Source organism: Escherichia sp. MOD1-EC7011, assembly GCF_002965005.1.
Classification (GTDB): domain Bacteria; phylum Pseudomonadota; class Gammaproteobacteria; order Enterobacterales; family Enterobacteriaceae; genus Escherichia; species Escherichia ruysiae.
The window spans coordinates 77317-96970 of sequence record NZ_PTRD01000017.1 but is presented as its reverse complement, the minus strand read 5'-3'; the positions used below and the strand labels follow the sequence as shown (position 1 = coordinate 96970).

Sequence of the window (19654 nt, the reverse complement as noted above, 5' to 3'; positions counted from 1 at the left end):
TTATCGCCAGGCAGAATTACCCGCCACGGCATAACGTCCGGCACCAAGAAAAGCGACGGCGAGAGCTGCAATAAAGAAATAAACCAGGCTTTCAATCGCCCAGGCTCCGGTTTTATCCAGCATCCCTGTTTTTCCCATTCCCACCATCAACCACGCCACGACCATTGTCAGGGCGATAACCAATGCGGCAGGTCGCGTCAAAATACCGAATATAATCAATATCGGCGCAACCACTTCCCCAATCAGTACGCCGTAGGCAATAAAGCCAGGAAAACCTTTTGCAACCAGCATTCCACTAATACCGTCAATTCCGGCAAATAACTTATGTATCCCGTGGAAAAGCATCAATCCTCCCACCGCCAGGCGTAACAATAATTTGCCAAAATCCTCATGCGTCAGCATCCGGTTCACTGCATTTAACATTGGTGTAACCATCTGAATTAACTCCTTTTATCGTAAAAATGCCATTCGCATCAGCCTTGGCGATTCCCGGATTAAAAGCAACAGAAATATCAGTATTCAGCCAGCGCAACAGGCAGCATCTACTAAACTTGTTACCGTTATCACATTCAGGAGACGGAGAACCATGAAACAAACGGTTGCAGCTTATATCGCCAAAACACTCGAATCGGCAGGCGTGAAACGCATCTGGGGAGTCACGGGTGACTCTCTGAACGGTCTTAGCGACAGTCTTAATCGCATGGGCACTATCGAGTGGATGCCGACCCGCCATGAAGAAGTCGCGGCCTTTGCCGCTGGCGCTGAAGCCCAGCTTTCGGGAGAACTGGCGGTCTGTGCCGGATCGTGCGGCCCCGGCAACCTTCACTTAATCAACGGCCTGTTCGATTGTCATCGTAATCACGTTCCGGTACTGGCGATTGCCGCCCACATCCCTTCCAGCGAAATTGGCAGCGGCTATTTCCAGGAGACCCACCCGCAAGAGTTATTCCGCGAATGTAGTCACTATTGCGAGCTGGTTTCCAGCCCGGAGCAGATCCCACAAGTGCTGGCGATTGCCATGCGCAAAGCGGTGCTTAACCGTGGCGTTTCCGTTGTCGTTTTACCGGGCGACATGGCGTTAAAACCTGCGCCAGAAGGGGCGACCTCGCACTGGTATCATGCGCCACAGCCGGTAGTCACACCGGAAGAAGAAGAGTTACGCAAACTGGCGCAACTGCTGCGTTACTCCAGCAATATCGCCCTGATGTGCGGCAGCGGCTGTGCGGGGGCGCATAAAGAGTTAGTCGAGTTTGCCGGAAAAATTAAAGCGCCAATCGTCCATGCCCTGCGCGGTAAAGAACATGTCGAATACGACAATCCGTATGATGTCGGAATGACGGGATTAATCGGCTTCTCGTCAGGTTTTCATACCATGATGAACGCCGACACGTTAGTGCTGCTCGGCACCCAGTTCCCCTACCGCGCGTTCTACCCGACCGATGCCAAAATTATTCAGATTGATATCAACCCAGCGAGCATTGGCGCACACAGCAAGGTGGATATGGCACTGGTCGGCGATATCAAATCGACTCTGCGTGCATTGCTGCCGCTGGTGGAAGAAAAAACCGATCGCAAGTTCCTCGATAAGGCGCTGGAAGATTACCGCGATGCCCGAAAAGGGCTGGACGATTTAGCTAAACCGAGCGAGAAAGCCATTCATCCACAATATCTGGCGCAGCAAATTAGCCATTTTGCTGCCGATGACGCCATCTTTACCTGTGACGTCGGCACGCCAACAGTATGGGCAGCGCGTTATCTGAAAATGAACGGCAAGCGTCGCCTGTTAGGTTCGTTTAACCACGGTTCGATGGCCAACGCCATGCCGCAGGCGCTGGGGGCGCGGGCGAGCGAGCCGGAACGTCAGGTGGTCGCCATGTGCGGAGATGGCGGTTTTAGCATGTTGATGGGCGATTTCCTGTCAGTCGTGCAGATGAAACTGCCGGTGAAAATTATCGTCTTTAATAACAGCGTACTGGGCTTTGTGGCGATGGAGATGAAAGCCGGAGGCTACCTGACTGACGGCACCGAACTGCACGACACCAACTTTGCCCGCATTGCCGAAGCGTGCGGCATTACGGGTATTCGCGTAGAAAAAGCCTCTGAAGTCGATGAAGCACTGCAACGCGCCTTCTCCATCGACGGCCCGGTGCTGGTGGATGTGGTGGTTGCCAAAGAAGAGTTAGCCATTCCGCCGCAAATCAAACTTGAACAGGCCAAAGGATTTAGCCTGTATATGCTGCGGGCGATCATCAGCGGACGCGGTGATGAAGTGATCGAACTGGCGAAAACGAACTGGCTAAGGTAAAAAGGGTGGCATTTCCCGTCATAAATAAGGACATGCCATGATTGATTTACGCAGTGATACCGTAACCCGACCGAGCCGCGCCATGCTCGAAGCGATGATGGCCGCCCCGGTTGGGGACGACGTTTACGGAGACGACCCTACCGTTAATGCTCTGCAGGACTACGCGGCAAAGCTTTCCGGTAAAGAAGCTGCCATTTTTCTGCCGACCGGCACCCAGGCTAACCTGGTCGCTCTGCTCAGTCACTGCGAACGCGGCGAAGAGTATATTGTCGGTCAGGCCGCGCATAATTATCTGTTTGAAGCTGGTGGTGCGGCGGTGCTGGGCAGTATTCAGCCGCAACCTATCGACGCAGACGCCAACGGCACGCTGCCACTGGATAAAGTGGCGATGAAAATCAAACCTGACGATATCCACTTCGCCCGCACCAAATTACTCAGTCTGGAAAACACCCACAACGGCAAAGTGCTGCCGCGTGAATACCTGAAAGAAGCATGGGAATTTACCCGCGAGCGCAATCTGGCGCTGCACGTTGACGGCGCGCGCATCTTTAATGCCGTAGTAGCTTACGGCTGCGAACTAAAAGAGATCACGCAATATTGTGACTCGTTCACCATTTGTCTGTCGAAAGGTCTTGGTACGCCAGTCGGTTCGTTACTGGTCGGCAATCGTGATTATATTAAACGCGCCATCCGCTGGCGGAAAATGACCGGCGGCGGGATGCGCCAGTCCGGCATTCTGGCTGCCGCCGGGATGTATGCGCTGAAAAACAACGTTGCACGGTTGCAGGAAGACCACGACAACGCCGCCTGGATGGCGGAGCAGTTGTGTGAAGCAGGCGCGGATGTGATGCGTCAGGACACTAATATGCTGTTTGTCCGCGTCGGGGAAGAAAAAGCTGCCGCGTTAGGTGAATACATGAAAGCGCGAAACGTACTGATCAACGCCTCGCCGATTGTCCGCCTGGTGACGCATCTTGACGTCTCGCGCGAACAACTGGCGGAAGTCGCCGCCCACTGGCGCGCTTTCCTGACGCGTTAAGGAGAGAGACGTGCCGCAACGCATTTTAGTTCTCGGTGCCAGTGGCTACATTGGTCAGCATCTGGTGCGCACACTCAGTCAGCAGGGGCATCAGATCCTGGCAGCGGCACGTCACGTCGACAGGCTTGCAAAGCTGCAACTGGCTAATGTCAGTTGCCATAAAGTCGATCTTAGCTGGCCGGATAACCTACCGGCACTATTGCAGGATATCGATACCGTCTATTTTCTGGTGCACAGCATGGGCGAAGGCGGCGATTTTATCGCGCAGGAGCGCCAGGTGGCTCTCAACGTCCGCGATGCGCTGCGCAAAGTGCCGGTTAAGCAATTAATCTTCCTCAGTTCACTGCAAGCCCCGCCACATGAGCAGTCAGACCATCTGCGCGCCCGTCAGGCTACGGCGGACATTCTTCGTGAAGCGGGTGTCCCGGTGACCGAATTGCGTGCCGGAATTATCGTTGGCGCAGGTTCAGCGGCGTTCGAAGTCATGCGCGATATGGTATACAACCTGCCGGTGCTAACCCCGCCGCGCTGGGTTCGTTCACGCACCACACCCATCGCGCTGGAAAACCTGCTGCACTATCTGGTGGCGCTGTTAGATCATCCGGCCAGCGAACACCGCATCTTCGAAGCTGCCGGACCAGAGGTGCTCAGTTATCAACAACAATTTGAACATTTTATGACCGCAAGCGGTAAGCGCCGCTGGTTGATCCCCATCCCCTTTCCCACCCGCTGGATTTCGGTATGGTTTCTCAATGTGATTACTTCCGTACCGCCCACCACCGCCAAAGCGTTGATTCAGGGGCTGAAACACGATCTGTTAGCAGATGACACCGCGTTACGTGCACTCATTCCACAACCGCTGATCGCTTTCGATGATGCGGTACGTAGCACGTTGAAAGAGGAAGAAAAACTGGTCAACTCCAGCGACTGGGGATACGACGCTCAGGCTTTTGCCCGCTGGCGACCAGAATACGGTTATTTCGCCAAACAGGCGGGGTTTACCGTTAAAACTTCCGCCAGCCTTCAGGCTTTATGGCAGGTGGTGAATCAAATCGGCGGTAAAGAGCGTTATTTCTTTGGCAATATTTTGTGGCAGACCCGGGCGCTAATGGATCGCGCGATAGGTCACAAACTGGCGAAAGGTCGCCCCGCACGGGAATATCTGCAAACAGGCGATGCGGTGGATAGCTGGAAAGTGATTATCGTCGAACCGGAAAAACAACTTACCCTGTTATTTGGCATGAAAGCGCCGGGGCTGGGAAGACTGTGTTTTACTCTGGAAGATAAAGGCGACTATCGCACTATTGATGTACGCGCCTTCTGGCATCCTCACGGTATGCCAGGGTTGTTTTACTGGCTACTGATGATCCCAGCGCATCTGTTTATTTTTCGCGGCATGGCAAAACGAATCGCCAGACTTGCAGAACAAAGCACAGATTAATCGAAAAAAACCTGCGTTATTCTTTCACGTTTCCCATTGCATCAAGGAGAAAATCACGGAAGAATGCGCTCGTCGTTTTATCAACAACAGTGGAATGATATGAAGGTACTGGTTACCGGCGCCACCAGCGGTTTAGGTCGAAACGCGGTTGAGTTTTTATGCCGGAAAGGCATCAGTGTGAGAGCAACCGGTCGCAACGAAGCGATGGGCAAATTGCTGGAAAAAATAGGTGCAGAGTTTGTCCATGCGGATCTGACTGAGCTGGTCTCATCGCAGGCGAAGGTGATGCTCGCAGGCATTGATACACTGTGGCACTGTTCCAGCTTTACCTCGCCATGGGGAACGCAGCAGGCTTTCGATCTGGCAAACGTTCGTGCCACTCGCCGCCTGGGCGAATGGGCTGTCGCCTGGGGTGTACGTAACTTTATTCATATCTCTTCACCCTCCCTGTACTTCGACTATCACCACCATCGCGATATCAAAGAAGATTTTCGCCCTCACCGCTTCGCCAACGAATTTGCCCGCAGCAAAGCCGCCAGCGAAGAGGTGATCAATATGCTTTCGCAGACCAACCCACAAACGCGCTTTACTATTCTGCGCCCACAAAGTCTGTTCGGCCCGCACGATAAAGTTTTTATTCCCCGTCTGGCGCATATGATGCACCACTACGGCAGCATCCTGTTACCCCACGGTGGCAGCGCGCTGGTCGATATGACCTACTATGAAAATGCCGTGCACGCTATGTGGCTGGCGAGTCAGGAAGCGTGCGATAAGTTGCCTTCTGGTCGTACATACAACATTACCAACGGCGAACATCGCACTCTGCGCAGCATCGTGCAGAAACTGATCGACGAACTGAACATTGATTGCCGTATCCGGTCGGTGCCTTACCCGATGCTGGATATGATTGCCCGCAGTATGGAGCGTTTAGGACGCAAGTCAGCAAAAGAGCCGCCGCTGACCCATTACGGCGTCTCCAAGTTGAATTTTGACTTTACGCTGGATATTACGCGTGCGCAGGAAGAGTTAGGTTATCAGCCGATCATCACGTTAAATGAAGGTATTGAGCAAACTGCCGCCTGGCTGCGCGACCACGGAAAACTGCCGCGCTAATCCTGACCGTATTTCTCCAGTAACGCTTCGGCAATCGCCTGAGTTTCTGCATCCGCTTCGCCGTTATATAACGTCGGGCGGAAGTGCATCTGAAACGCCATAATCACTCGCTGCTGTTCGCGCGGCGTCATTTCAGGTTTTACGTCATAGCCGTAGCGTGCCAAAAGCTCAAGCAACGATGCGGTTTCTACCGGCGTGTGGGGCGCGCGCCCGGCCAGATAAAAGCTAACGCGCGATGCATCCGGCCAGGCACCAATCCCCTGCTGCGCCAGTTGCTGCCACGGGAACAGTGGACCAGGATCGTCTTTGCGCTGTGGGGCAATATCCGCATGTGCCACTACGTTTTCTGGTTTGATGTGATAGCGGGCGATAATATCTTTCGCCAGTGGAATGAGCGCCTGAATTTGCGCTGGTTCAAACGGCGTAAAATATTTCACCCCCGCTGATTTCTGCCAGCCGCGATTTTCCAGCTCAATGCCAATAGAGGTATCGTTAATCCGCGTCGCCCCGCGCCAGGCGCTGATCCCCGCGTGCCAGGCCAGTTCTTGCTCCGGCACCAGTTGCCAGATACGCGGTTTGCCGTTGAAACGCGGCGGCACAGCTGGCACTAGGTAGTGCGAGCTGACTTTTTTATCGGTCAGCGTCGCCAGCGACGTGTCGAAATCATCCGCCGTGTAGTGGATCACCAGCACTTTAATACGGGGATATGCCGCCTGCGCCTGGCGTCGGGTATCGAGTTGGTATCCCTCTTTCTCGACAATGCCTTTTTCGCCTGCGCACCCTGCCAGTAACAGGATCGCCGCAACCAGCCAGAAAACGCTTCTCATCGACGTGTTTTCACCGCCGTTCCGCTGACGCTGACCATCAGCATACTGCCGTTTTGCCCGACAGTTTCGTAGTCGATATCAATGCCAACCACTGCGTCCGCTCCCAGCGCCCGTGCCTGGGAGCCTAATTCTTCAAACGCAATCTCCCGGGCTTTGCGCAGTTCCTTTTCGTAAGCCCCTGAACGACCGCCGACGATATCGCGGATACCGGCAAAGAAATCACGAAAAATATTGGCGCCTAAAATCGCTTCGCCCGTCACCACACCGCAATATTCAACGATGGTCTGACCTTCAAGTGTTGGGGTTGTGGAAAATTGCATGATCGATCTCCTTGTTTGCTAAGCCTTCGATCTCAAAAGCATTATCGGACTGATACGCTATTATTGAAAGGATATCATTATTATCGTAGAACGCTTTCAAGGTGTTCGCTTATAAGGAAATCATTATGCGCTACAGCAAATTGACCATGCTTATCCCTTGCGCACTGTTACTCAGTGCTTGCACCACCGTCACGCCAGCCTATAAAGACAACGGCTCCCGCACAGGTTCTTGCGTCCAGGGCGGCCCTGACAGCGTGGCTCAGCAATTCTATGATTACCGTATTCAGCATCGCAGTAACGACATTACCGCTCTGCGTCCGTACTTGAGTGACAAACTGGCGGCACTGCTCAGTGATGCCAGCCGCGATAACAACCAACGCGAATTGTTAAGCAGCGATCCCTTCTCCAGTCGTACCACCTTGCCAGACAGCGCCCGCGTCGCCAGTGCTTCTACCATCCCGAATCGCGATGCACGTAATATTCCGCTGCGCGTGGATCTGAAACAAGGCGACCAGAGCTGGCAGGATGAGGTGCTGATGATTCAGGAAGGCCAGTGTTGGGTCATCGACGATGTGCGCTATTTAGGTGGCAGCGTTCACGCCAAAGCGGGGACATTACGCCAGTCCATTGAGAATCGTTAATCCCTTGATTAGATTATAACCCCCATAAATTGTCCGGCATTCTGAGAGGAATGCCGACATTTATGCTCGCCGAACAACGCCCCCGTTATTTTGTGCTATGTTTATTGAATAATGCGCTTTGCTTTTAACTTTTAAAGCAGAAATATTGCATAATTATTCTGTCAAAGGTACTATCTTCGACCTCAATAGCTATCAGACTGCCAGTATACGAGTGTCAATGAGTATTCAATTAAACGGCATTAATTGCTTCTACGGCGCACATCAGGCGCTGTTCGATATCACGCTGGATTGCCCGCAGGGCGAAACGCTGGTGTTACTTGGCCCCAGCGGCGCGGGGAAAAGCTCGCTGCTGCGTGTACTCAATCTGCTTGAGATGCCGCGCTCCGGTACGCTCAACATTGCAGGCAACCATTTCGATTTCACCAAAACACCGTCAGACAAAGCGATTCGCGACCTGCGTCGCAACGTCGGCATGGTGTTTCAGCAATACAATCTGTGGCCGCATCTCACCGTGCAGCAAAACCTGATCGAAGCGCCCTGCCGCGTACTCGGCTTGAGTAAAGATCAGGCGCTGGCTCGCGCAGAAAAACTGCTTGAGCGTCTGCGTCTCAAACCTTATAGCGATCGTTACCCACTGCACCTTTCTGGTGGTCAGCAACAACGTGTCGCTATTGCCCGTGCGCTGATGATGGAGCCGCAGGTACTGCTGTTTGATGAACCGACTGCCGCGCTGGATCCGGAAATTACGGCACAAATCGTCAGCATCATTCGTGAGCTGGCGGAGACCAATATTACCCAGGTGATCGTCACCCACGAAGTTGAAGTGGCGCGTAAAACCGCCAGCCGTGTGGTGTATATGGAAAACGGTCACATCGTTGAACAAGGCGACGCGCGCTGCTTTACCGAGCCGCAAACCGAAGCATTTAAAAACTATCTCTCTCACTAAAGATTCGGGATAACGACAATGAAAAAAGTTCTGATTGCCGCGTTAATTGCAGGTTTTAGTCTTTCCGCCACAGCTGCCGAAACCATTCGTTTTGCTACCGAAGCCTCCTATCCTCCGTTTGAATCTATAGACGCGAATAACCAGATCGTCGGTTTTGACGTTGACCTCGCACAGGCGCTGTGTAAAGAGATTGATGCAACCTGTACTTTCTCCAACCAGGCATTTGACAGCCTGATCCCGAGTCTGAAATTCCGCCGTGTGGACGCCGTTATGGCGGGTATGGATATCACTCCAGAGCGCGAAAAACAGGTGCTGTTCACCACCCCGTACTATGACAACTCCGCCCTGTTTGTGGGTCAGCAAGGTAAATACACCAGCGTTGATCAGCTGAAAGGCAAGAAAGTCGGTGTGCAGAACGGGACGACACACCAGAAATTCATTATGGATAAACATCCGGAAATCACCACAGTTCCGTATGACAGCTACCAGAACGCAAAACTGGATCTGCAAAACGGTCGTATCGACGGTGTATTCGGTGACACCGCAGTAGTAACCGAATGGCTGAAAGATAACCCGAAACTGGCGGCAGTGGGCGACAAAGTGACCGATAAAGATTACTTCGGTACTGGCCTCGGCATCGCAGTACGTCAGGGCAACACTGAACTGCAGCAGAAATTTAATACTGCGCTGGAAAAAGTGAAGAAAGATGGCACTTACGAAACCATCTACAACAAATGGTTCCAGAAGTAATCCCTGATGAATGAATTTTTTCCTTTAGCAAGCGCCGCCGGGATGACCGTCGGCCTTGCCGTTTGTGCATTGATTGTCGGACTGGCGCTGGCGATGTTCTTTGCAGTATGGGAGTCAGCAAAATGGCGCCCTGTTGCGTGGGCAGGTTCGGCGCTGGTGACGATTCTGCGCGGCCTGCCAGAAATTCTGGTGGTGCTGTTTATCTATTTTGGCTCCTCGCAGTTACTGCTGACGCTTGCGGATGGCTTCACCATCAATCTTGGATTCGTGCAGATCCCGGTGCAGATGGACATTGAGAACTTCGACGTTAGCCCGTTCCTTTGCGGGGTTATCGCTCTGTCACTGCTGTATGCCGCTTATGCTTCGCAAACTCTGCGTGGCGCACTGAAAGCGGTGCCGGTGGGGCAGTGGGAATCGGGTCAGGCGCTGGGGCTGTCGAAATCGGCTATCTTTTTCCGTCTGGTGATGCCGCAGATGTGGCGTCATGCGCTGCCTGGTCTCGGCAACCAGTGGCTGGTACTGCTGAAAGATACCGCGCTGGTCAGTTTGATTAGTGTGAATGATTTAATGCTGCAAACCAAAAGCATCGCCACCCGTACCCAGGAACCGTTTACCTGGTACATTGTGGCGGCGGCGATTTACCTGGTGATTACCCTGTTGAGCCAGTACATTCTCAAACGCATTGACCTGCGCGCGACACGTTTTGAGCGGAGACCTGGCTGATGCTTGAGTATTTACCCGAACTGATGAAAGGGCTGCATACCAGCCTGACCCTGACGGTTGCCTCGCTGATTGTGGCGCTGATTCTGGCGTTGATTTTTACCATCATCCTGACGCTAAAAACGCCGGTGCTGGTGTGGCTGGTGCGTGGTTATATCACGCTGTTTACCGGTACACCGCTGCTGGTGCAAATCTTCCTGATTTACTACGGACCAGGTCAGTTCCCGACGTTGCAGGAGTATCCGGCGCTGTGGCATTTGCTGTCGGAACCGTGGCTGTGTGCGCTAATTGCATTGTCGCTGAACAGTGCAGCGTATACCACGCAGCTGTTTTACGGGGCGATTCGCGCGATCCCGGAAGGTCAATGGCAGTCCTGTAGCGCGCTGGGAATGAGCAAAAAAGATACGCTGGCGATCCTTCTGCCGTATGCCTTTAAACGCTCGCTCTCGTCTTATTCCAACGAAGTGGTGCTGGTGTTCAAAAGTACCTCTCTGGCATACACCATTACGCTAATGGAAGTGATGGGCTACAGCCAGTTACTGTACGGACGCACCTACGACGTAATGGTGTTTGGCGCGGCGGGGATTATTTACCTCGTCGTCAACGGCCTGCTGACGCTGATGATGCGTCTGATTGAGCGTAAAGCACTGGCATTTGAACGTCGGAATTAATGTGACTGCGTACACATTCGCCGGGGGGTTTTGTAGGTCTGAGAAGACGCGCCAGCGTCGCATCAGACACCTGCACGGTGCCTGTGCCGGATGCGGAGTAAACGCCTTACCCGGCCCACATAGTGCATAAATCCTTATAATGAAGACGGACAACCCACTAAGTTGTCCGTCTTTTTTTATCTCTCGCAAACTATTTAATCATATTTATTGCATATAAATTCATTTGATGGCATTGTAAATCCATGCCGCAGACACGGCTAATAATCATAAGATTGACAGACGGGAGTTCCATCATGAAAAAGCTAGTTCTTGCCGCATTACTTGCATCCTGTGCATTCGGCGCTTCTGCCGCAGAGAAAATCAATTTCGGCGTCTCTGCCACTTATCCGCCATTCGAATCGATGGATGCAAATAACCAGATCGTCGGCTTTGATATCGATCTGGCAAAAGCGTTATGCAAACAAATGCAGGCAGAATGTACTTTTACTAATCACGCTTTCGACAGCCTGATCCCGTCACTGAAATTCAGAAAATATGACGCAGTGATTTCCGGGATGGACATCACACCGGAACGTAGCAAACAGGTCGCCTTTACCACCCCCTATTACGAAAACTCAGCCGTTGTGATTGCCAAAAAAGATACCTATAAGACTTTTGCCGACCTGAAAGGTAAACGTATTGGTATGGAAAACGGCACTACCCACCAGAAATATATTCAGGATCAGCATCCGGAAGTGAAAACCGTCTCTTATGACAGTTATCAGAATGCATTTATCGACCTGAAAAATGGTCGTATTGATGGGGTATTTGGTGATACAGCGGTAGTTAATGAGTGGCTGAAAACCAATCCGCAACTGGGCGTTGCGACTGAGAAAGTAACCGATCCGCAGTACTTCGGCACCGGTCTGGGCATCGCTGTACGTCCGGATAACAAAGCTCTGCTGGAGAAACTGAATAACGCACTGGCAGCCGTTAAAGCAGACGGTACATATCAGAAAATCAGCGATCAGTGGTTCCCGCAGTAATTGAGACTGAGACGAAAGTAAGATGCCTGATGCGCTACGCTTATCAGGCCAACATCGACTCTGCAATGTATTGATTGAGCACGATTTGTAGGCCGGATAAGGCGTTCACGCCGCATCCGGCATGAACAAAGCGCACCAGGTCTGCGATCTGAAGCCGCAGATGCGGCTTTTTTATTGCTTCACCAGCAGCGTCAGCACTTCATAATGTGCGGTGTGGGGGAACATATCGAAAAGCTGTACCCGCTCAATGCGATATCCTGGTAGTTCGCGGATATCTTTCGCCATCGTTTGGGCGTTACAGCTTGAGTAGATAATAAAACGCGGTGCCATCGTCGAAAGATAATCACACAGCGGTTTACCAATGCCGCGACGCGGTGGATTAACCAGCACCAGCTCCGGCACTTCACCCTGAGCAGTGGCAAACTGAGTGGAGTCCAGCGCCTGAAATTGCAGACGCGTTAGAGCCAGTTCAGCAGCAGATTGTTTCGCACAGGCTATCGCTTCTGGCGCAATTTCAATCCCCGTTAGCTGCATTTCTGGCGTTGCGCAATGCAAACCAAAACCACCAACGCCGCAGAACAGATCCCACATATGATTTACCGGCAATTGCCGCACCCAGTCACGCGCGGTGGCGTACAGCTGGCTGGCGACCGCCGGATTAGTCTGGAAGAAACTTTGCGGGCGGATCCACAGCGGCACGTCATTAAAACGCTCTGCCAGCGCCTGCTGTTCGGTCAGGTAGATCTCCGTCTCCCCTTCCATTATCGCCATATGCACTGGCTGAATATTGACGGTAATGACTTTTAGCTGCGGCAGTTGCGCCTGTAACCACGGCAGCGCCTTACGCAGTTGCGCCAGCTTGGTTTCAGAGCGCAGTACAAAGCGCAGCATCATACCGCCATCCATCTGGCTTTCAGTCAGCAGAATATATTTCAGTTCGCCACGCTTGCGCGCCACGTTGTAGGGCGTCAGCCCCGCACGGGCGATAAACGGTTTTAGCGCCGCAAAAACAGGCGCAAATGAGGCAGGGTAAAGCGGACAGTCGCAAAGATCTTCTGGCGTACCGTCGCGGTGTAGCATTCCGAGCAGTGGTTTTTCAACGCTACCACTCACCACCATTTTGGCTTTATTGCGAAACCCTTGTTCCGGGCCAGACACCGGCGCGCACCATTCCGCGACCGGAAAATCGGCCAACAGATTTTTAAGATCGGTGGTTTTAGCGGAGAGTTGCTCTGGAATCGGCTGCGTTATCCACTGACAGGAGCGGCAGCGACCCGCGTCGTAAAGTGCGCACTGCATACATTGACCTTCACATCATCAGGGGCGAGGATTATACACATTATTGCAACTGGAAGAACCGCCTACTGGTGGCGGGAACAAACAGCAGCAATAAGATGAGCATGTCCGGCAGCTTTTGTAACATCAGGCTATGGAAGATTTCGCGTTTCGATTCACCAGGAATGCTGAACAGCTCAGGGTAACCATAACCGAGCGAAGCTGCCCACAGATAACTGGCGGCCGTGATTTGCGTCAGCAGATACAGCCAGCGCGCCAGGCGACGCCCTTTCACTAGCGAAAACGCACACCAGATTTCAATAAAAACCAGCGCAAGGCTGCTTAGAAAGACCAGCGTTAAACTCCAGGTTTGTACGCTGCGATGTATGAACTCGCCGATACCGCGCACGCCCAGCGTATTGAAAATCATCAGCACGTCGAGGCCACGGATCATAATAATGGCGAGCGCCGCCACCTGCACCAGTGCAGGCACATTCAGGCGAGCATGTGATGAAGATGTTTTCTTAAAAAATCCCAACGTTTCGTCTTCCATGAAAACAATGCCGCGACATGCGCGGCATTATGTAGCCAGGTTGGCAAATTTTAGTGTCTTCAGCCACGTCTTGCACGCTGGATATCGCGTATCCGCTGCTTTTCTGCGCGCGCCATTAAATACCAGGCGATAAATCCGACAATTCCTACCGCGCCGAGAATCAATGTTGCCAGGGCGTTGATTTCCGGATTCACCCCCATCCGCACGCTGGAGAAGACCAGCATTGGTAAGGTGGTGGCTCCCGGCCCGGAAACAAAGCTGGCGATCACCAGATCATCAAGCGACAGAGTAAAAGCCAGTAACCAGCCAGAAATGATCGCCGGCATGATCATCGGTAGTGTAATGACGAAAAACACCTTCAGCGGCGTCGCGCCGAGATCCATCGCCGCTTCTTCAATGGAGCGATCCAGTTCCCGCAGACGCGAAGAAATAACGACTGCCACATAAGCTGTACAGAAAGTGACGTGCGCCAGCCAGATAGTTAACATACCGCGATCGGCAGGCCAGCCGATCGCATGAGCAAGAGCAACGAACAATAACAACAGCGACAGGCCAGTAATCACATCCGGCATGACTAGCGGCGCGGTGATCATAAAGGCAAAGCCATTTGATCCACGAAACCGCCCAAAGCGTACCAGCACAACCGCCGCGATAGTTCCAAGAATTGCCGCCGCCGTCGCCGCACAGGCGGCAATCGTCAGACTTAAGCCGACCGCACTCATCATCGCATCATCACGCAATAACTCGCCGTACCAGCGCGTTGACCAACCGGCCCACACCGTCACCAGCTTCGAACTGTTAAATGAATAGATGACCAGCATCAGCATCGGCGCATAGAGAAAGGTGAAGCCCAGCAACAAAATCACCATTCGCCAGGGCGAACGAACGACCGGTAAATTATTCATCCGTGTTCCCCCACGCTTTTTTGCTGATATTTGTGGAACCACATAATTGGCACAATCAGCAGCAATAACATAACGATTGCCACCGCTGAGGCCACCGGCCAGTCACGGTTATTGAAAAACTCCTGCCACAGAACGCGCCCGATCATGATGCTGTCCGGGCCGCCGAGCAGTTCCGGGATCACAAACTCACCCACCGCCGGAATGAAAACCAGCATCGATCCGGCGATAATCCCACCTTTGGTAAGCGGCACTATCACCGTAAAGAAAGTCTTCAGCGGACGCGCGCCGAGATCAAGCGCAGCTTCCACCAGCGAATAATCAATGCGAGTTAACGCGGTGTAGATAGGCAACACCATAAACGGCACATAGGCGTAAACAATGCCGATATAAACGGCCAGATTGGTATGCAGAATGGTCAGCGGCTGATCGATAACCCCCAGCCACAGCAGGAAATTATTCAGCACGCCATTGTTTTTTAGTATCCCCATCCAGGCGTAAACGCGGATCAAAAATGAGGTCCACGAAGGCAGGATCACCAGCAGCAATAAGATATTGCGGGTCGAAGGTTTACTGTGCGCCACTGCCCACGCCAGTGGGTAGCCGAGCAATAAGCAACAAACGGTCGAAATCGCCGCCACCTGTAACGACTGGAGATAAGCATCGAAATAGAGCGGATCGTCAGTCAGTTGCAGGAAATTGCCGAGATTGAGGGTGACAGACAGTTGCCCGTCAGCCCACGCCATCAGTTCGGTATAAGGCGGAATGGCGCGCGCCATCTCAGCCAGGCTTATTTTAAAGACGATAAGAAATGGCAGCAGAAACAACAAAATCAACCAGATATACGGCAGCGCAATCACCAGTTTGCGACCGTGCTTCATTTGCCACTGTGTAAGCCACTGCTTTAATCCGCCCGGCTGGGCAGCAGGTTCAAGTGTACTCATCTTTGCTCCTTAAACCGTCAGCACCACACAACTGTCTGATTCCCAGCACAAACGAACTTCATCGCCCCAGGTCGGTAACCCTTTGCGAAAACGATGGGCGTTTTGTAACTGGGCGCTGATCATCTGCCCGCTTTTCAGGCGGACATGATAAACAGACAAATCACCGAGATAGGCAATATGTGTCACCTCTCCCACTGCAAAATTGCAGCCATCAGCAGGCGGTTCGTCACAGAGCATGATTTTTTCCGGACGCAGCGCCACATGCACCGGCACGTTATCCACCACAGACGCATCGGGATCGACTTTCAACGGATGCACCAGCCCAGGCGAATAAAGCAACAGGCCATCTTCCTGGCGTTCCTTTAGCAGCCCTTCGAAAACATTGACCGATCCAATGAACTCGGCGCTATATCGTGTCGTCGGGTGCTCATAAATTTCCTCCGGCTCGCCAATCTGAACAAATTTACCGCGATTCATAATCGCGATGCGCCCCGCCATGGTCATCGCCTCTTCCTGATCGTGCGTTACCATCACACAGGTCACGCCGACACGCTCCAGAATATCCACCACTTCAAGCTGCATCCGGTCGCGCAGTTTTTTATCCAGCGCGCCCATCGGTTCATCGAGCAGTAATAGTTTCGGGCGTTTGGCGAGGCTTCGGGCCAGCGCCACTCGCTGACGTTGGCCACCGGAAAGCTGATGCGGTTTGCGTTTGGCAAACTCCTGCATATGCACCAGCCCCAGCATTTCATTGACCCGACTGGCAATTTCCGCTTTTGGTAACTTGTCTTGTTTCAGACCAAAGGCAATGTTTTGCTCCACGGTCATATGGGGGAATAGCGCGTAGGACTGGAACATCATGTTGATGGGGCGCAGATAAGGCGGAACCTGTGACAAATCGACACCATCAAGCATAATTTGCCCGGCAGAAGGTTGTTCGAAACCTGCTAACATACGCAGCAGCGTGGACTTGCCACAGCCGGATGCGCCCAGCAGTGCAAAGATTTCGCCTTTATAAATGGTCAGACTGACATCATCGACCGCGTGTTGACCATCGTAAGATTTGGTCAAATTGCGGATTTCTAATAGTGGTGTCAGCGACTTACGACTTTTCGCCTGCGGGCGAGGGATAGCGTCATTCACGGCTGCTCTCCGGCATTTAATGTGTGCAAGCGCACCAGGATGGTGCGAATTGCCGGCGGGAGTGGTGCGCCCGTCCGGCATCTACGGCAGCGGATTATTTTCCGCTCTTCACTTTTGTCCACGCGCGGGTGCGCACACGATCGATTTTCGGATCCTGCACTTGCAGGGTGAACATTTTGGCGCGAACGTCCGCCGGAGGATAAATCCCTGGATTATCACGCACTTCCGCACTCACCAGCGGCGTAGCTGCTTTATTGGCGTTGGCATAGAACACATGGTCAGAGATATGTGCTACTACATCCGGGCGCAGCAGATAATTCAGGAACTGATACGCTTCGTCTTTATTTTTGGCATCGGCAGGCATGGCAAAGACATCAAAGAATGCCATCGCCCCTTCTTTCGGAATCGAGAAAGAGACATTCACGCCATTCTTCGCCTCCTTCGCGCGGTTGGAGGCCTGCCAGACATCGCCCGCCCAGCCAATCGCCACGCAGATGTCGCCATTAGCCAGGTCGTTAATATATTGAGATGAATGGAAATAACGAATATTCGGGCGCAGTTTCAATAGCAGGTCAGTCGCTGGTCCGGTGTAATCATCCGCTTTGGTGCTGTTCGGATCTTTACCAAGATAATTCAACACAGTGGCAAAAACTTCTTCCGGCGCATCGAGGAAAGAGACACCACAGCTTTTCAGTTTTTCCAGATTTTCTGGTTTGAGGATCAAGTCCCAGCTATCGACCGGCGCGTTTTCGCCCAGCACTGCTTTGACTTTATCGACGTTATACCCAATCCCGGTAGTCGCCCACATATACGGCATAGCAAATTTATTGTCGGGATCGTGTTTTGCCACCAGCTTCAGCAGTTCTGGATCGAGATTCTTCCACTCCGGCAATTTGCTTTTATCCAGCGGCTGGAATACTCCCGCAGTCAACTGGCGCTCCAGAAAGCTGGCTGACGGCACGACCAGGTCAAAACCGGTACTCCCCGCCATTAATTTGCCTTCCAGCACTTCGTTGGAATCAAAAACATCGTAGACGACTTTAATACCGGTCTCTTTTTCAAAATTTGCCACCGTATCCGGGGCGATATAATCAGACCAGTTATAGATGTGGAGTGTTTTTTGTTCAGCCGCGAGCGTGCCGACAGAGACGGCCATCAGAGCACCCGCAATCAGACCCGATAGCCATTTTTTATTTAAGGCGGTCATATCTCTTTCCTTCTGAAAGTTCGTTAACAAACGAACAAAAGTTGTCACACTAAAAGATATGCAATAAACGTGCATATTTTTTATCGGCGCGGTGCAAGAAAAGAGAACTCTCTCCCGGCCAGCATTGCTCGCTATATAAAAGCCTCGCAAGAATAACTTTAGCCAGGGTTTGAAACTATAGCTGTAATTAAAAAACGGTATTTAACAAATTTTTATGCGCATTTGCTCTATGTGATAAAGCAAATCTGGCACAATGGAAGTGAAATAATCTTTAATGAAAGGTTAAAATCAGCAGGAAATATTACGGCGCGCAGTCACTGCGGCAGCGACTGCGTGCTCGAAAAAAGTTATCAGTGAAGGAAATAGTTTTCGGTAACGTTGTTTTGCCCTTCATCGTCAGTCGGCAACAGCAGCTGATGGGCATTAGCTTCGAGGATGACCATTGAAATCTGCTCTTCGCTCTGGCGTACAAACCATGCAAACTGTTCATAGGTTACACCCTGCATAACAGATAAAGACTGGCAAACCACCAGCTTTGGCAGATTATCATCCTGCATATCGAGAAATGCTTTCACGGTCAGTGAGCTGGCATTGATGGCTGATAAATCCGCCGCCAGCGGCAACACGGCTGAAGGCCTGACTTCCGCCATGGCAGAAAACAGGATTGTGTTATCAATCAGGTCGATTTTGGCATCAAAGACACCGTCGAAATTCTGCATATGGGGCAGATGCAAAGCCTGACAGTTATCACATTCAAAAAAACTCATCCCCAGGTCATCGAGCCATTGACGCAACGTATCCAGACCAGGAACGACCAGCGATGTCATAATTTTGTACAACCTCTTCCGATAAAAAGACTGGCACAGCTTACGCAAAAAGCGCAGGCAAAACCATGATCAGTAATGTGATTGCGACTAACCACCCGTTTTCAGGCAATATTCTGCCGTGGCGTGGCGTTCGATCCAGCGGATCATTTTACCCGCAATGTCGATACCGGTGGTTTTTTCTATTCCTTCCAGCCCCGGCGACGCATTCACCTCCATCACCAACGGCCCGCGATTGGCACGCAGAATATCCACACCGGCAACATCCAGCGCCATCGTTCGCGCAGCTTTGATGGCGATTTCACGCTCCTTCGGCGTGATACTGGCGATGCTTGCCGCGCCGCCACGATGCAAATTGGAGCGAAAATCGCCCTCTTTCGCCCGCCGTTCAATCGCCGCGACAACTTCATCACCGACGACCAGACAGCGGATATCGCACCCTTGCGCCTCTTTGATATATTCCTGCACCAGAATATGAGCGTTCAGGCCGCGAAAAGCATCAATCACGCTTTCTGCCGCCTGGCGCGTTTCCGCCAGCACCACACCAATTCCCTGCGTGCCTTCGACCAGCTTAACCACCAGTGGCGCACCACCGACCATATCGATTAAGTCGCTGGTATCATCCGGCGAATGCGCAATCCCCGTGACAGGCAGGTCAATGCCCTGACGCGCCAGCAGTTGCATGGAACGCAATTTGTCACGCGCCCGGGCAATCGCGACCGATTCGTTCAGCGGGTAACTGCCCAGCATTTCGAACTGGCGCAGCGCCGCCGTCCCATAAAAGGTTATAGCAGTGCCAATGCGTGGGATCACTGCGTCAAAATGGGGTAACTTACGGCCTTTGTAGTGAATGGAAGACGCCGCAGGATTTATGTTCATGTAGCAAGAAAGCGGATCGAGAATTTCAACCAGGTGACCACGCTGTATGGCGGCTTCACGCAACCGCTTACACGAATAGAGCGTTCCATCCCGGGACAATATGGCAATTTTCACCCTGCACCTCTCTGT

At 52.4% G+C, this 19654-nt stretch carries 21 protein-coding genes; 10 read left to right on the top strand and 11 right to left on the bottom strand.

Annotated features, from left to right (window positions below; genetic code table 11):
- A complete protein-coding gene (locus tag A7098_RS08285; RefSeq protein ID WP_000258529.1) occupies positions 1-435 on the bottom strand; it encodes a DoxX family protein in 435 nt (144 codons plus the stop codon).
- Between the two features lie 151 nt (positions 436-586).
- Here A7098_RS08285 and poxB point away from each other — a divergent pair, with 151 nt between their 5' ends.
- The 4 genes from poxB (at position 587) to A7098_RS08265 (ending at position 5898) form a co-directional block, all read left to right on the top strand.
- On the top strand, positions 587-2305 hold the full coding sequence (gene poxB, locus A7098_RS08280; RefSeq protein ID WP_105280633.1) for a ubiquinone-dependent pyruvate dehydrogenase: 1719 nt from the start codon (positions 587-589) through the stop codon (positions 2303-2305).
- 37 nt (positions 2306-2342) lie between these two features.
- Positions 2343-3344 (top strand): low-specificity L-threonine aldolase, encoded by a 1002-nt coding sequence (gene ltaE / locus A7098_RS08275; protein ID WP_105280632.1) that lies wholly within the window; start codon positions 2343-2345, stop codon positions 3342-3344.
- Between the two features lie 10 nt (positions 3345-3354).
- Positions 3355-4785 (top strand): SDR family oxidoreductase, encoded by a 1431-nt coding sequence (locus A7098_RS08270; RefSeq protein ID WP_105280631.1) that lies wholly within the window; start codon positions 3355-3357, stop codon positions 4783-4785.
- 99 nt (positions 4786-4884) lie between these two features.
- Complete coding sequence (locus A7098_RS08265) at positions 4885-5898, top strand: NAD(P)-dependent oxidoreductase (protein WP_024191085.1); 1014 nt, start codon at positions 4885-4887, stop codon at positions 5896-5898.
- On the opposite strand, the gene amiD is transcribed toward A7098_RS08265, so the two are convergent.
- Together amiD and A7098_RS08255 are read right to left on the bottom strand one after the other, a co-directional pair.
- On the bottom strand, positions 5895-6725 hold the full coding sequence (gene amiD, locus A7098_RS08260; RefSeq protein WP_105280630.1) for an N-acetylmuramoyl-L-alanine amidase AmiD: 831 nt from the start codon (positions 6723-6725) through the stop codon (positions 5895-5897). The genes A7098_RS08265 and amiD overlap by 4 nt on opposite strands.
- Positions 6722-7045 (bottom strand): heavy metal-binding domain-containing protein, encoded by a 324-nt coding sequence (locus A7098_RS08255; protein ID WP_001160737.1) that lies wholly within the window; start codon positions 7043-7045, stop codon positions 6722-6724. The genes amiD and A7098_RS08255 overlap by 4 nt, the downstream gene beginning before the upstream one ends.
- A gap of 125 nt (positions 7046-7170) precedes the next feature.
- Between A7098_RS08255 and A7098_RS08250 the strand changes: the two genes are divergently transcribed.
- From A7098_RS08250 to artJ, 6 genes are all read left to right on the top strand, one after another.
- Positions 7171-7686: a lipoprotein gene (locus tag A7098_RS08250; RefSeq protein ID WP_010347551.1), complete on the top strand. Its 516-nt coding sequence runs from the start codon at positions 7171-7173 to the stop codon at positions 7684-7686.
- A gap of 217 nt (positions 7687-7903) precedes the next feature.
- Positions 7904-8632, top strand: a complete 729-nt coding sequence (gene artP, locus A7098_RS08245) for an arginine ABC transporter ATP-binding protein ArtP (RefSeq protein ID WP_000027204.1) — start codon at positions 7904-7906, stop codon at positions 8630-8632.
- 18 nt (positions 8633-8650) lie between these two features.
- A complete protein-coding gene (artI, locus tag A7098_RS08240; RefSeq protein ID WP_000756564.1) occupies positions 8651-9382 on the top strand; it encodes an arginine ABC transporter substrate-binding protein ArtI in 732 nt (243 codons plus the stop codon).
- 6 nt (positions 9383-9388) lie between these two features.
- Complete coding sequence (gene artQ, locus A7098_RS08235) at positions 9389-10105, top strand: arginine ABC transporter permease ArtQ (RefSeq protein WP_001001680.1); 717 nt, start codon at positions 9389-9391, stop codon at positions 10103-10105.
- Complete coding sequence (artM, locus tag A7098_RS08230) at positions 10105-10773, top strand: arginine ABC transporter permease ArtM (protein WP_000895401.1); 669 nt, start codon at positions 10105-10107, stop codon at positions 10771-10773. The genes artQ and artM overlap by 1 nt, the downstream gene beginning before the upstream one ends.
- A 293-nt stretch (positions 10774-11066) precedes the next feature.
- The gene (artJ, locus tag A7098_RS08225) at positions 11067-11798 is read left to right on the top strand and encodes an arginine ABC transporter substrate-binding protein ArtJ (RefSeq protein WP_010347547.1); all 732 of its coding nucleotides are present in this window, start codon (positions 11067-11069) and stop codon (positions 11796-11798) included.
- 171 nt (positions 11799-11969) lie between these two features.
- Here the strand turns inward: artJ and rlmC are convergent, their stop codons facing one another.
- The 8 genes from rlmC to rimK all read right to left on the bottom strand — a co-directional run bounded on the left by rlmC (position 11970) and on the right by rimK (position 19639).
- Positions 11970-13097: a 23S rRNA (uracil(747)-C(5))-methyltransferase RlmC gene (gene rlmC, locus A7098_RS08220; RefSeq protein WP_001149760.1), complete on the bottom strand. Its 1128-nt coding sequence runs from the start codon at positions 13095-13097 to the stop codon at positions 11970-11972.
- Positions 13098-13137: 40 nt separating this feature from the next.
- Positions 13138-13626, bottom strand: a complete 489-nt coding sequence (locus tag A7098_RS08215; RefSeq protein WP_000389254.1) for a YbjO family protein — start codon at positions 13624-13626, stop codon at positions 13138-13140.
- A 59-nt stretch (positions 13627-13685) separates the two neighbouring features.
- Positions 13686-14531: a putrescine ABC transporter permease PotI gene (gene potI / locus A7098_RS08210; protein WP_085460562.1), complete on the bottom strand. Its 846-nt coding sequence runs from the start codon at positions 14529-14531 to the stop codon at positions 13686-13688.
- Entirely contained in the window at positions 14528-15472 is a 945-nt protein-coding gene (gene potH, locus A7098_RS08205) for a putrescine ABC transporter permease PotH (RefSeq protein WP_000105409.1), read from the bottom strand. Before potH ends, potI begins: the two co-directional genes overlap by 4 nt.
- Before the next feature lie 9 nt (positions 15473-15481).
- Positions 15482-16615: a putrescine ABC transporter ATP-binding subunit PotG gene (gene potG, locus A7098_RS08200; RefSeq protein ID WP_000995981.1), complete on the bottom strand. Its 1134-nt coding sequence runs from the start codon at positions 16613-16615 to the stop codon at positions 15482-15484.
- 94 nt (positions 16616-16709) lie between these two features.
- Complete coding sequence (gene potF / locus A7098_RS08195; RefSeq protein WP_000126057.1) at positions 16710-17822, bottom strand: spermidine/putrescine ABC transporter substrate-binding protein PotF; 1113 nt, start codon at positions 17820-17822, stop codon at positions 16710-16712.
- Positions 17823-18172: 350 nt separating this feature from the next.
- The gene (locus tag A7098_RS08185) at positions 18173-18649 is read right to left on the bottom strand and encodes a YbjN domain-containing protein (RefSeq protein ID WP_000203025.1); all 477 of its coding nucleotides are present in this window, start codon (positions 18647-18649) and stop codon (positions 18173-18175) included.
- A gap of 87 nt (positions 18650-18736) precedes the next feature.
- Positions 18737-19639 (bottom strand): 30S ribosomal protein S6--L-glutamate ligase, encoded by a 903-nt coding sequence (gene rimK, locus A7098_RS08180; RefSeq protein ID WP_000684316.1) that lies wholly within the window; start codon positions 19637-19639, stop codon positions 18737-18739.
- Positions 19640-19654 lie beyond the last annotated feature (15 nt).

Bases quoted from the DNA above. Each gene is read 5' to 3' on its own strand.
- rlmC (WP_001149760.1), bottom strand. From the start codon at position 13,097: ATGCAGTGCGCACTTTACGACGCGGGTCGCTGCCGCTCCTGTCAGTGG.
- A7098_RS08265 (WP_024191085.1), top strand. From the start codon at position 4,885: ATGAAGGTACTGGTTACCGGCGCCACCAGCGGTTTAGGTCGAAACGCG.
- artI (WP_000756564.1), top strand. From the start codon at position 8,651: ATGAAAAAAGTTCTGATTGCCGCGTTAATTGCAGGTTTTAGTCTTTCC.
- A7098_RS08285 (WP_000258529.1), bottom strand. From the start codon at position 435: ATGGTTACACCAATGTTAAATGCAGTGAACCGGATGCTGACGCATGAG.
- A7098_RS08185 (WP_000203025.1), bottom strand. From the start codon at position 18,649: ATGACATCGCTGGTCGTTCCTGGTCTGGATACGTTGCGTCAATGGCTC.
- ltaE (WP_105280632.1), top strand. From the start codon at position 2,343: ATGATTGATTTACGCAGTGATACCGTAACCCGACCGAGCCGCGCCATG.
- poxB (WP_105280633.1), top strand. From the start codon at position 587: ATGAAACAAACGGTTGCAGCTTATATCGCCAAAACACTCGAATCGGCA.
- artP (WP_000027204.1), top strand. From the start codon at position 7,904: ATGAGTATTCAATTAAACGGCATTAATTGCTTCTACGGCGCACATCAG.
- A7098_RS08215 (WP_000389254.1), bottom strand. From the start codon at position 13,626: ATGGAAGACGAAACGTTGGGATTTTTTAAGAAAACATCTTCATCACAT.
- potH (WP_000105409.1), bottom strand. From the start codon at position 15,472: ATGAGTACACTTGAACCTGCTGCCCAGCCGGGCGGATTAAAGCAGTGG.
- artQ (WP_001001680.1), top strand. From the start codon at position 9,389: ATGAATGAATTTTTTCCTTTAGCAAGCGCCGCCGGGATGACCGTCGGC.
- potF (WP_000126057.1), bottom strand. From the start codon at position 17,822: ATGACCGCCTTAAATAAAAAATGGCTATCGGGTCTGATTGCGGGTGCT.
- artM (WP_000895401.1), top strand. From the start codon at position 10,105: ATGCTTGAGTATTTACCCGAACTGATGAAAGGGCTGCATACCAGCCTG.
- potI (WP_085460562.1), bottom strand. From the start codon at position 14,531: ATGAATAATTTACCGGTCGTTCGTTCGCCCTGGCGAATGGTGATTTTG.
- A7098_RS08250 (WP_010347551.1), top strand. From the start codon at position 7,171: ATGCGCTACAGCAAATTGACCATGCTTATCCCTTGCGCACTGTTACTC.
- A7098_RS08255 (WP_001160737.1), bottom strand. From the start codon at position 7,045: ATGCAATTTTCCACAACCCCAACACTTGAAGGTCAGACCATCGTTGAA.
- amiD (WP_105280630.1), bottom strand. From the start codon at position 6,725: ATGAGAAGCGTTTTCTGGCTGGTTGCGGCGATCCTGTTACTGGCAGGG.
- artJ (WP_010347547.1), top strand. From the start codon at position 11,067: ATGAAAAAGCTAGTTCTTGCCGCATTACTTGCATCCTGTGCATTCGGC.